9 protein-coding genes are annotated in these 12,586 nt (G+C 63.7%); 3 read left to right on the forward strand and 6 right to left on the reverse strand.

Features of this window, described 5'->3' with window-relative positions:
• The first annotated feature begins 76 nt into the window (after positions 1-76).
• Positions 77-3,886 carry a methionine synthase gene (gene metH, locus AC1DPX_RS31855; protein WP_477241775.1) on the forward strand — a complete coding sequence of 1,270 codons (3,810 nt, stop codon included), beginning with the start codon at positions 77-79 and terminating at the stop codon, positions 3,884-3,886.
• Between the two features lie 130 nt (positions 3,887-4,016).
• A complete protein-coding gene (locus tag AC1DPX_RS31860) occupies positions 4,017-5,411 on the forward strand; it encodes a multicopper oxidase family protein (RefSeq protein WP_477241777.1) in 1,395 nt (464 codons plus the stop codon).
• A gap of 34 nt (positions 5,412-5,445) precedes the next feature.
• Here AC1DPX_RS31860 and AC1DPX_RS31865 read toward each other — a convergent pair whose 3' ends face one another.
• The 3 genes from AC1DPX_RS31865 to AC1DPX_RS31875 all read right to left on the reverse strand — a co-directional run bounded on the left by AC1DPX_RS31865 (position 5,446) and on the right by AC1DPX_RS31875 (position 7,691).
• Positions 5,446-5,733, reverse strand: coding sequence for a PTS sugar transporter subunit IIB (locus AC1DPX_RS31865; protein ID WP_202356115.1), 288 nt, complete (start codon positions 5,731-5,733; stop codon positions 5,446-5,448).
• A gap of 20 nt (positions 5,734-5,753) precedes the next feature.
• Positions 5,754-6,215, reverse strand: a complete 462-nt coding sequence (locus tag AC1DPX_RS31870) for a PTS sugar transporter subunit IIA (protein ID WP_202356114.1) — start codon at positions 6,213-6,215, stop codon at positions 5,754-5,756.
• A 69-nt stretch (positions 6,216-6,284) separates the two neighbouring features.
• Positions 6,285-7,691, reverse strand: a complete 1,407-nt coding sequence (locus tag AC1DPX_RS31875; RefSeq protein WP_477241779.1) for a PTS galactitol transporter subunit IIC — start codon at positions 7,689-7,691, stop codon at positions 6,285-6,287.
• A 346-nt stretch (positions 7,692-8,037) separates the two neighbouring features.
• On the opposite strand from AC1DPX_RS31875, the gene AC1DPX_RS31880 reads away from it, so the two are divergent.
• On the forward strand, positions 8,038-9,354 hold the full coding sequence (locus AC1DPX_RS31880; protein WP_202356112.1) for an NAD(P)H-dependent oxidoreductase: 1,317 nt from the start codon (positions 8,038-8,040) through the stop codon (positions 9,352-9,354).
• 4 nt (positions 9,355-9,358) lie between these two features.
• On the opposite strand, the gene proC is transcribed toward AC1DPX_RS31880, so the two are convergent.
• Genes proC through AC1DPX_RS31895 form a run of 3 tightly spaced genes read right to left on the reverse strand, consistent with a single transcriptional unit; the run spans position 9,359 to position 12,530 of the window.
• Positions 9,359-10,174, reverse strand: coding sequence for a pyrroline-5-carboxylate reductase (gene proC / locus AC1DPX_RS31885; RefSeq protein WP_477241781.1), 816 nt, complete (start codon positions 10,172-10,174; stop codon positions 9,359-9,361).
• A gap of 60 nt (positions 10,175-10,234) precedes the next feature.
• Entirely contained in the window at positions 10,235-11,563 is a 1,329-nt protein-coding gene (locus AC1DPX_RS31890; RefSeq protein ID WP_477241783.1) for an O-antigen ligase family protein, read from the reverse strand.
• Positions 11,532-12,530 carry a glycosyltransferase family 2 protein gene (locus AC1DPX_RS31895; RefSeq protein ID WP_477241785.1) on the reverse strand — a complete coding sequence of 333 codons (999 nt, stop codon included), beginning with the start codon at positions 12,528-12,530 and terminating at the stop codon, positions 11,532-11,534. Before AC1DPX_RS31895 ends, AC1DPX_RS31890 begins: the two co-directional genes overlap by 32 nt.
• Positions 12,531-12,586 lie beyond the last annotated feature (56 nt).

The following is a 12,586-nucleotide window of genomic DNA, read 5'->3' on the forward strand; positions in this document are numbered from 1 at the left end:
GTCTAGCGAGAAGCGTATATTGACATAAAGATATCCTTATGTGACATGGGCACAATGGTCGCCAAAAGGATAGAAAATGTCGCAGCATTCCGCCTCGCTGGATGACCTGTTCGGCCCCGTCGTGGCAAAACCCGACGGCTCGGAAGTGCTCGCGGCACTGACCGCGGTGGCACGCGAACGCATTCTCATTCTCGACGGCGCCATGGGCACGCAGATCCAGGGGCTTGGCTTCGACGAAGATCATTTCCGCGGTGAGGCCTTTGCCGGCTGCGCCTGCCACCAGCAGGGCAACAACGACCTGCTGATCCTGACGCAGCCGAAAGCGATCGAGGAGATCCACTATCAATATGCCGTTGCCGGTGCGGATATTCTCGAGACCAACACCTTCTCGTCGACCTCGATCGCCCAGGCCGATTACGGCATGGAGGATGCCGTCTATGCGCTGAACCGCGACGGCGCGCGGCTGGTACGCCGGGCGGCGAAGCGGGCTGAGAAGGAAGACGGCAAGCGCCGCTTCGTCGCCGGCGCGCTCGGACCAACCAACCGCACCGCCTCGATGTCGCCTGATGTCAACAATCCCGGCTATCGCGCGGTGACCTTCGATGAGTTGCGGCTGGCCTATGGCGAGCAGCTGCGCGGCCTGATCGACGGTGGCGCCGACATCATCCTGATAGAAACCATCTTCGACACGCTGAACGCCAAGGCGGCGATCTTCGCTTGCAACGAGATCTTCATTGAGAAGGGGGTGCATCTGCCGGTGATGATTTCGGGTACCATCACCGACCTTTCCGGGCGCACGCTGTCGGGCCAGACGCCGACCGCCTTCTGGCATTCGGTGCGCCATGCCAGCCCCTTCACCATCGGTCTCAACTGCGCGCTCGGCGCCAGCGCCATGCGCGCACATCTGGCCGAGATTTCCGGTGCCGCCGATACCTTCGTCTGCGCCTATCCGAATGCCGGCCTGCCGAATGAGTTCGGCAGGTATGACGAGAGCCCGGAATTCATGGCCGCGCAGATCGAAGACTTTGCGCGCGAGGGGCTGGTCAATGTCGTTGGCGGCTGCTGTGGCTCGACGCCCGACCATATCAGCGCCATCGCCGAGGCCGTGAAGAAACATCCGCCGCGCGCCATCCCCGAGATCGAGCGCAAGATGCGCCTGTCCGGACTGGAGCCATTCACGCTGACCGACGAGATCCCCTTCGTCAATGTCGGTGAGCGCACCAACGTCACCGGCTCGGCCAAGTTCAGGAAGCTGATCACGGCCGGCGACTATGTTCCCGCGCTCGACGTGGCGCGCGATCAGGTCGCCAATGGCGCCCAGATCATCGACATCAACATGGATGAGGGCCTGATCGACTCGAAGAAGGCCATGGTCGAATACCTCAACCTGATCGCCGCCGAGCCGGACATCGCCCGCGTCCCGGTCATGGTCGATAGTTCGAAATGGGAGATCATCGAGGCTGGGCTCAAATGCGTGCAGGGCAAGCCGCTGGTCAATTCGATCTCCATGAAGGAAGGCGAGGAAGCATTCCTGCATCATGCCAGGTTGGTGCGAGCCTATGGCGCTGCCGTGGTCGTGATGGCCTTCGACGAAGCCGGCCAGGCCGATACCAAGGCGCGCAAGGTCGAGATCTGCACCCGCGCCTACAAGCTCCTGACCGAACAGGCCGGCTTCCCTCCCGAGGACATCGTCTTCGATCCCAATGTCTTCGCGGTCGCCACCGGCATCGAGGAGCACGACAATTACGGAGTCGATTTCATCGAGGCCACCGGTGAGATCACTTCGACGCTGCCGCATGCCCACATTTCCGGCGGTGTGTCGAACCTGTCCTTCTCGTTTCGCGGCAACGAGCCGGTGCGTGAGGCGATGCACGCGGTGCTCCTCTACCACGCCATCCAGCGCGGCATGGATATGGGCATCGTCAATGCCGGCCAGCTTGCCGTCTACGACACGATCGAGCCGGAGTTGCGCGAGGCCTGCGAGGATGTCGTGCTCAACCGCATGCCCAAGGCCGGCGGCACCGCGACGGAACGCATGCTGGAGATCGCCGAACGCTTCAAGGGCACGGCGGGTAAGGAAGCGCAGGAGCGCGATCTCGCCTGGCGCGAATGGACGGTCGAGCAGCGGATTTCGCATGCGCTGGTCAACGGCATCACCGAATTCATCGACGCCGACACCGAGGAAGCTCGGCTCGCCTCGGATCGCCCGCTGCACGTCATCGAAGGCCCGCTGATGGCCGGCATGAATGTCGTCGGCGACCTGTTCGGCGCGGGAAAAATGTTCCTGCCGCAAGTGGTGAAGTCGGCGCGGGTGATGAAGCAGGCGGTGGCCGGGCTGCTGCCGCATATGGAAGCCGAGAAGCTGGCCAACGCCGCCAACGGCATCGACAATGGTGAGCGCCAGACGGCCGGAAAAATCCTGATGGCGACGGTGAAGGGCGACGTCCACGACATCGGCAAGAACATCGTCGGTGTGGTTCTCGCCTGCAACAATTACGAGATCATCGATCTCGGTGTCATGGTGCCGGCGGCAAAAATCCTGCAGACGGCGCGCGAGCAAAATGTCGACATCATTGGTCTCTCCGGCCTGATCACGCCGTCGCTGGACGAGATGGTGCATATGGCCGCCGAGATGGAGCGCGAGGGTTTCGACATCCCGCTGCTGATCGGCGGCGCAACGACCAGCCGCGTGCACACGGCGGTGAAGATCCACCCGCGCTACGCCAGGGGGCAGACTATCTATGTCACCGATGCCAGCCGAGCTGTCGGCGTGGTTTCGGCGCTGCTGTCCAACGACAGCAAGGCGGATTACGTCGAGACGGTGCGCACCGAGTACAAGAAGGTTGCTGACGCGCATGCCCGCTCCGAGGCCGACAAGCAACGGCTGCCACTGGCCAAGGCAAGGGCCAATGCGCACAAGGTCGACTGGTCCGCCTACCAGCCGCCGAAGCCATCTTTCACGGGCGTAAAGGTGTTCGAGAACTGGGATCTGACCGAGCTCTCACGCTATATAGACTGGACGCCGTTCTTCCAGACCTGGGAGTTGAAGGGGCGTTATCCCAAGATCCTGGAAGACCAGGCGCAGGGGCCGGCAGCGCGCCAGCTGTTCGAGGACGCGCAGGCGATGCTGGAGAAGATCGTCGCCGAGAAATGGTTCGCGCCGCGTGGCGTCATCGGTTTCTGGCCGGCCAATACCGTCGGTGACGACATCAGGCTGTTCACCGACGAGGGGCGCACGAAGGAATTGGCGACTTTCTTCACACTGCGCCAGCAACTGACCAAGCGCGACGGCAAGGCCAATGTCGCGCTCTCGGATTTCGTGGCACCGACCGAGAGCGGCAAGCCCGATTATGTCGGCGGCTTCATCGTCACCGCCGGCATCGAGGAAGTTGCGATATCAGAGCGTTTCGAGCGGGCCAATGACGACTACTCCTCGATCATGGTCAAGGCGCTGGCCGACCGCTTTGCCGAAGCTTTCGCCGAGCGTATGCACGAGAAGGTGCGCAAGGAATTCTGGGGCTATGCTGCCGACGAGAAGTTGGCGCCGGACGACCTGATCGGCGAACCCTATCGCGGCATTCGCCCGGCGCCGGGCTATCCGGCGCAGCCAGACCATACCGAGAAGGCAACGCTGTTCCGGCTGCTCGACGGCGAGCGCAATGCCGGCGTCAGCCTGACCGAAAGCTACGCGATGTGGCCGGGCTCGTCCGTGTCCGGCATCTATCTCGCGCATCCCGAAAGCTATTACTTCGGCGTCGCCAAGGTCGAGCGCGATCAGGTTGAGGACTATGCACGCCGCAAGGACATGCCGCTCGTGGAAATGGAGCGCTGGCTCGGGCCTATCCTCAACTATGTGCCCGCGCAGTATGCCGAAGCGGCGGAGTAGGGCGGCAGGCTCTGTCGTCTCATCCTGCCGTCATGACGAGACGCGGTGTGCCAATATCGGCATTTGCACTGGCGGCTCGCCTGTGATCCAAGGCGACGATAAATCCCAGGCTTTGCAGTTGGAGCGCCGAATGACCGGATGGACACGCCGCGGGCTCTTGAAAACGGCCGCCGTCGCTGGCGCAACCGGAGTTGGGCTTTCGGCCATCGGCAGGATTGCCAGCTTGGCGGCCGCCAGCCCGGAGCCGGTAGTGCTGCAGACGGCCAAGGTCCAGGCCAGGCTGATGGACATCGGCCCGACCAACAATGTGCTGACCTATGGCAACGCCGGAATGCCGCCGGTGCTGAGGATGAAGAAGGGCGAACCCTTCGCGGCGCGTCTGGTCAACGCCATGGATGATCCCACGACCATCCACTGGCACGGCATTCGCGTGCCCAACAAGATGGATGGCGTGCCCTTCCTGGTGCAGCCCTATGTCTACACCGGCGATCATTTCGACTACGCCTTCACCCCGCCCGATGCCGGCACCTTCTGGTACCACCCGCATTGCAACACGCTGGAGCAGATGGGCCACGGCCTGACCGGCGTGATCGTGGTGGAAAATCCGAACGATCCGAAATTCGACGCCGAATTCGTCCTCAATCTGCGCGACTGGCGTCTCGGCGACGACGGCCAGTTCATCGACCAGTTCCGGCCGCGCGATGCCGCGAAAACCGGCACATACGGCACGGTGCGCACCGCCAATTGGCTTGATCAGCCGCATTATGACGCCCCTGCCGGAGGGCTGGTGCGGCTACGCGTCGCCATCACCGACGTCACGCGCATCTATGCCTTTCGCGTCGACGGCGCCGAGGCGATCGTGATGGCGCTGGATGGCAATCCCGTGCCCCAGCGTTTTTCACCCGATGCCCTGCTGCTTGGGCCGGGGCAGCGGATGGAACTCGCCATCCGCATGCCCGACCAGGAAGGCGCACTGGTGAGCCTGCGGGATCTCAGGGGCACCAAGCCCAAGATCCTGGCGACCCTGCGCGCGACGGGCAGTTCGCTCAAGCGGGATGTTCGCGAAGTTGCTCCGCTGGAGGTCAATCCGGTGGCGGAGGTCGATCTTACAGCCGCCCAGCATATTTCCCTGGCGCTCAGCGCCACGGCGGAAAACGTACCGAGCGACGGCATCTGCGGTTCACTGGGCTACAGTTTCTGGGCCATCAACAAGGTGCCGTGGCCAGGCGATACATCAGATCCGACCGCGCCGCTGGCCGAACTGAAGGTCGGCAAGAGCTATGTCATCGACATGGAGAACCTGACACCGCAATCGCATCCGATGCATCTGCACGGTATGAGCTTCAAGGTGCTGTCGTCCTCGACGCGGCAGGTTGAGCCGCTGATATCGGACACCTATCTCATCCAGCCCAACGAGAAGGTGAGCCTCGGCTTCGTCGCCGACAATCCCGGCGACTGGCTGCTGCACTGCCACATCATCGAGCACCAGAAGTCGGGCATGACGAGCTACGTCAGAGTGGTTTGAGGTCAGCCTGGTCGCCAGGCTGCGTCGCCCGCGACTACTTGCGCAGCTGCGCCTCTATCTCGTCGAGCACCTTGTCCTTGCCGACGCCGGTGAGGAAGGCGAGGCCCTTGATGACTGGTTTGGTTACCGAAGCCGAGATCGGCGTGGTGGCGACGATGAAGTCGACGCTGTCGGCCAGCCCCGGCACTTCGGTGGCCTTCGCCTGCTGGGCGTTGAAAGTGAGGCCGCGCTTCTTCATCGCCTCGGTGACGGCGACGTTGACCGCGGTCGACGTCGCGATGCCGGTGCCGCAGGCAAAGAGAATTGTTTTCTGTCTGGACATCTCTTGCTTCTCCTTGGGTTTCAGCCGAGCACGGCGCGCACGTCGTCAAGCGTCCTGGCCGACCTCAAGCCGTCCAATGCGTCGGGATTCTGGATGGTGGCCATGACGGACTGCAGCGCTTCAATCTGCTTGTCCTTGTCATTGATGGCAAGCAGGAAGACGAAGCCCACCGGCAGCTTCTCGTCGGGGTCTTCCATGTTGGCGAAGGTCACTGGTTTCTTGAGCGTGCCCATGGCGATGCCGGGCTTCAGCACATGTTCGGGATCGGTGTGCGGCACCGCGACATTGTCGGCGCGCTCCAGCGGCAGCCCCGTCGGAATGGTCATTTCGCGGCGCACGACCGCATCGGCATAGGAGCTTTTGACATAGCCCAGTGCTTCCAGCCGGCCGGCCAGGACGCGGATGATCTCCTCATTGGTCGAGGCATCGGATCCGAGCACGATCGCTTCGGGATCCAGAAGCTGCAAGAGGCCGTCGGACATGTCTTGCTCCGTTGTGGATCGTACGCCCGCAGAGGGCGCACGATCGTTTCGAATTGAAGGCGATGGCGGTTAGGCGGTGCCTTCGGCCGGCTCGTCCTCGGCGCCCGCCGCCCGCTCCCAGCCGAGCGGATTGCGGCGATAGAGGACGAACAGCGCCGCGATGACCACGGCGATCACGATGATACCGACCAGCCCCAGCCCCTGGATCGCCTCGATAATGACATAGGGAACCCACAGGAAGCCGTCGACCACCGAGGTGATCTGCAACGCATCCGCCGGCAGCTTGAAGCCAGAGGCGACGGCCGCACTTGTGAACAGCGGCGCCAGCGCATTGGCGACATAGAAGCCGATCGCCAGCGTCACCGTGCCGATCACCACCATGCGGAACACATTGCCTTTGACCAGCGGCGCGGTCATGGCGACGATGAACGGGATGACCGCCAGGTCGGCGAACAGGATGACGCGGTTGCCCGGCAGGATCACCGACAGGATGATGGCGATCGGCACCAGGATCAGCGACGACGAGATCGCCGCGGGATGGCCGATCAGGATCGCCGAATCGAGGCCGACGAGCAGCTCGCGGTCGCCGGTGCGCTTGCGCACGAATTCCTGCGCCGCGTCGGAAACCGGAAGCAGGCCTTCCATCAGGATCTTCACCATGCGCGGCAGGAGCAGCATCACCGCCGCCAGCGTCATGCCGGTGCCCAGCACCTTGGCCAGCACCGTGCCGAGATCGCCCGCATTGTAGAAGGCGATGGCGCCGAGCACGAGGCCGATGATCAGGCCAAGCACGACAGGCTCACCGAACACGCCGAAGCGGCGCTCGATGGTTTCAGTGTTGATGTTGATGCGGTTGATGCCGGGAATGCGGTCCATGATCCAGTTCAGGATGATGGCGATCGGCAGGATCTGCGCCGAGGCGAGATGCGGCACCGAAATGCCGGGCACGCCGTAGAACTGCTGCACCGCGCGCGCCGACCAGTCGGCGAAGAGCAGCGAGAGCGCCGCGACGAGGGCGGCAATGGCAATGCCATAGGCCAGATTGTTCGTGGCGGCGACGACGAGCGAGCCGACAAAGGCGAAGTGCCAGAAATTCCAGACGTCGACATTGAGCGTGCGCGTCATGCGCGTCAGCAAGAGCACGATGTTGACCAGGATGCCGACCGGAATGACCCACAGGCCGACCGACGAGCCGAAGGCGATCGCCGCCGCCGAGGGCCAGCCGACATCGATGATGTCGCGATGGATGCCGGTATTGGTGACGATGGCCTTGGCGACGTCGCCGATCGATGTGAACATCAGGCCAAGCACGAGATTGATACCGATGAAGGCGACGCCGATGGTGACGGCGGCGCGAAAGGCCTTGTTGACCTTGGCGCCCAAGACCACGGCTATGATGAAAATGACGATCGGCAGCAGGATTGTCGCGCCGAGCGTGTCGATGGCCCCCTTGAGGCCAGCGAGAACAGTATCCATTCTTCCTCCCCTGGAGCCCCGAGCCTATGCCTCGCGATGCTCCTTGATCTCATTCAACGCCTTTGCCGCCAGCTCGGCGCAAAGGCACTCCCCAGATTGCAGTGAGACGAATGCCCCTCCGAGCGTTCGTTTCGATGAACATTTGCCTTTGTCAGCAAACGAATGTTTTATTGGGGCTGTTCACAACAATGTCAATTGGCAACCCTTTGGGCCAATCGGCGAGAGCGCAGATGCCTTTCCCCGGTCATTTTCGCCGGGAATCGCCGCTCGCGCCCGGTTTCATTGGCACACGCGACCTGTCCCTGCTAATCCGGCCGCAAACGAAGAAGCTGTGGACATCTCACCCATGACCAATGTCGCCTTGACCGGGCTTGCCCGCGATCTCGCCAGCCGTGCCGCCGAGGGTCGTCCGGTGCGCATCGGCGTCATCGGTTCGGGCGAAATGGGCACCGACCTTGTCACGCAAGGCATGCTGATGCCGGGCATTTCGGTCTGCGCCGTCTCCACCCGCCGCCCGCACACCGCGCGTGACGCCATCCGCATAGCCTATGGCGACGAGGCGATGGCGGTCGAGGCAGACGCGGCATCCAAAGTCACCGCAGCCATCGAGGCGGGAAAGATCGCCATCACCTCCAACGAGATGCTGGTCACCAATCCGCTGATCGACGTCGTCATCGATGCCACCGGCAAGCCGGGCGTCGCCGCGGATTTCGACCTGATGGCGATGGAGCACGGCAAGCATCTGGTGATGATGAATGTCGAGGCCGACGTCACCATCGGCTGCTATCTCAAGCAGCAGGCCGATCGGCTCGGCGTCGTCTATTCGGTCGGCGCCGGCGACGAGCCGTCGAGCTGCATGGAGCTGATCGAGTTCGCCACCGCACTCGGCCTGACCATCGTCTCGGCCGGCAAGGGCAAGAACAATCCGCTCAACCACGACGCCATGCCCGACGACTATCGCGAGGAAGCGATCCGCCGCAACATGAACCCGCGCATGCTGGTCGAGTTCGTCGACGGCTCGAAAACCATGGTCGAGATGTGCGCCATCGCCAACGCCACCGGCCTGGTGCCCGACGTCCCGGGCATGCACGGCCCGAAGGCCGACCGCGACGATCTCGTCAAGGTGCTGATCCCGCGCGAGGATGGCGGGCTGTTGTTGAAAAAAGGCGTCGTCGACTACACCATCGGCAAGGGCGTGGCGCCCGGCGTCTTCGTCATCGTCGAGGCCACGCATCCGCGCATCATCGAGCGCATGGACGATCTGCATATCGGCCACGGTCCCTATTACAGCCTGTTCCGGCCCTATCATCTGACGTCACTCGAAGTGCCGCTGACCGCCGCCCGCATCATGCTGTCCGGCAAGCCCGACATGGTGCCGCTGCCAAGGCCGGTCGCCGAAGTCTGCGCGGTCGCCAAGCGCGACCTGGCAGCCGGCGAGAGCTTCGATGCGATCGGCGAGACCTGCTATCGCTCCTGGACGATGACCGTCGGCGAAGCCCGCGCCCAGCACGCCGTACCGGTCGGCCTGCTCGAGGGCGGCAAAGTGCTGAAACAGGTCAGGAAGGGCGAGTTGCTGACCGCCGACAATGCCGCGCCCGACCGGACGACGAGGCTGTTCGCCTTGCGCCGGCTGCAGGACGAGATGCTGTACGGAGCGAACTGAGGGCTTACTTCCCCAGCTCGATTGACCGCAGTCGCGCCGCCTCAACCGCCTGAGTCAGCAAATCGGTCAACCGATCCTCGCCCATCAGAACGCCAAGAGCTGCAGCCGTCGTGCCGTTCGGGCTGGTCACCTGCTGGCGCAGCACGCCGGGGTCTTCCTGGCTTTCGACGGCGAGCGAGGCGGCGCCATAGACGGTCTGCATGGCGAGCAGCCTGGCGGTTGCCGTAGGCAGTCCCGCCTTTTCGGCGGCCACGGTCAGCGCTTCGATGAAATGGAAGATGTAGGCTGGCCCCGATCCCGATACGGCCGTCACCGCATCCATCAGGCCTTCATCGTCGATGGTGGCCACTTCGCCGCTCGCCGACAGCAGGTCGGCGACAAAGCGCTTGGTGTCATCGGAGACGAGCGGGTTGGAAAACACCACCATCATGCCCTTGCCGATGGAAGCCGGGGTGTTGGGCATGCAGCGCACGACAGGCGCGCGGTTGCCGAGGATGTCCTCGAAGGTGGCGACCGGCGTGCCGGCGGCAATGCTGACGAAGGTGGTACGGCCGTCGCCGAAACGCTTGTAGTCGGCGGTGACGTCGCGGATCACCTGGGGTTTTACCGCGATGACGACGAGATCGGGCACCGCATCGGCTGGAATCTCACTGGCATCCGCTGATGTGGCGCAGCCAAGCGTTGCAGCGCGCTGGCGCAGCTCCGCATTGGGCTCGACCACGAAGACCGCCGACGGCGCAAGCTTGCCGGATTTCAGCCAGCCCGAGAGCATGGCGTAACCCATATTGCCGCAGCCGGCGAGAACAAGCCTGATCGTCATCGAAAGCCCTCCGAAGGAGGCTTTGACATAGACGCTCGCGGTTCTCTGGGGAAGCCCCTGTCAGGCTGGCCGGGAAAGACTGCGCACCGCGATCGGCCGCAGCGACACCTGCCTCAGGCCAAGCACGCCGAGCACGAAGAACAGCCAGACCGGGTCGCCGCGATGGAAGAAGAAGCTTTCGAGGAAAGCATTGAGCGCGGTGAACAGCACCACCATCATGAAGAAGTCGCCGAGATAGATGTTTTCCTTGCGCAGCGGAATGCGCATGTAGTCGCGCAGCGGCGCGATCAGGAAAGTGTAGACCGCCACGCAAAGGGCAGGGATGCCCATCAGCACGGCGATGTCGAGATAGCCGTCATGGCCGTGCACGATGGTCCGGATGTCCCACGGCCTGTCGAAGGGCTGGTCCTGGTTGAGCAGCAGCGGCGTGCCCCAGAAACTCTCATAGCCGTAGCCGGTCCATGGCTTCTTCGCCAGCATCGAGCCGGCGAACTCCCACAGCGTCGTGCGCCCGGTATAGGTCAGGTCGGGGAAATAGATCGCCGCCAGATGCTTCACCGGCGGCAGGAAGACGATGCCCAGCGTGCCGACTGCGGTGGCGATGATCGCCAGCGCAAACAGGATCGGCGTGCCGAGCCGCATGCCCATCAGGCTCGGAAACATCACGATCAGGATCGAGAACGGCACCAGGCCGGCAGTGGTCTTGGAGCCGGTGTGCAGCATGAAGATCATCGCCGCGCAGAAGATGCCCGCGCCCCACCAGCGTTGCCCGCGCCGGTAGAGATAGAGGCCGGCGAAACTGAAGCAGGCCATGATCGGGCCGGCGATGTTCTTGTGGGTGAACACGCCGCGCCACAGGCCGGCATGCTCGGGCTCCTGGGAATCGGCCGTGTGCAGCGCTTCGTGCGGGAAGACGATCAGGCCGACATAGGAAAGTCCCATCACCACCACGGCGGTGAAGATGATCACTTTCGAAAAGGACTCGGCATCGCGCGGCAGCGCCAGGATCGTTGCCATGGTCAGGATGCCGATCATGGTGAAGGACGCGGCGCGCATCGCCGAGGGCGGGTCTGTCGCCAGCACGACCGACAGGAAAAAGAAGCCCAACATCAGCACCCAGGACGGGCTGAGCAGCGAGCGCACGATGCGCGGATCGGCAAAGGCCATCAGCGAGAAGATCGAAATGGCGCCGAGTGAACCGAAGCCGAGCTGGTTGACGATGTCGCCGCCGTCGCCGGTGAGTTCGGCACCGGCCGGCTGGAACGGGCGGAAGGACACCATGATGACGGTGAACAGCAGTGCGGCGACAGCCGTCGCCACGCCGTCGCGCGTGAACGCGCCGCTGAGCGGGGCGCGCTCAGTTTTTCTCGGGCTGGCGATACTGCTCATTGGCATATCCGAATTCGGCCAACACGCGGCCGAGCGCCACATGGACGGGGTAGATGGCGATCGCCGGCGATCCGGTCCGCGCCAGCCGGATCAGGCCGCGAAACGGCGCGGCGGCAAGCAGCGCCAGGCTCTTCGCGAACACCTTGGCGCCGGCCAGCGGCGTGCCGGCGCGCTTCTTCTTCTCGACCAGTGTCGAGATCACGCCGTTGCGCAGGCTGCGGGCGCGGATCCAGTCGGCCTCGACGCGCCGCGCCGGGACGCTCTCGCGAACCTTGGCCTCCGCGCACCAGCCGAGCACAAAGCCTCTTTGCGCCGACCTGCTGAGAAAGTCGGAATCGCCGCCGCCCATGAAATTGAATTTCAGATCGAGGAAAGGCGGTCCCATGGCGACCAGCACGTTGCGCCCGACCAGAAGATTGCCGGACGAATAGAGCGCCGGCACGCGCCCGGTTTCCCGGTAGGGCGGCGCGAACACCGGATGCTCGGCCCATCTCACATGGGCAGCGTCTGCGAAGACGGGCACCTGCGGGCCGCCGACAATATCGGCGCCGAGCGTCTCGGCAGCCGTGCACATGCGTTCCAGCCAGTGCGGATCGGCGATCTCGTCATCGTCGATGACCAGCAGATGCCTGAAGTTGGGAAAGTGCAGAACCGCCGCCTGCCAGCCGGCATTGTAGGCGCCGCAATTGCCGCGCTCATGCGCGATGATGACCATCCCCGGCATCTCGCCGTGCTCGAACAGCGGCAGCACCGCCTTGGCGCCTTCCCGCGCCTCGGCTTCGTTCTCCATGACGATGACGGCAAAGCGCCTGCCGGTCCGCTGGGCGCGCAGCGACGCCAGCGTTTCCAGCACCTGTTCGGGCCGCTTGAAGGTCGGCAAGGTGACGACCGCTTCGACAGCCTCGACGTTAAGCCGGGGAGACCGTCCAGCGATCGATACCGAACCATCTGATGGCAAAGGGATCATCCGTGTCCAGCCACATGGTGAGTCGCGCTCTGGTAGCACTACGATGATAAGGTTTC

This window comes from Mesorhizobium sp. 01N446 (genome assembly GCF_056399285.1).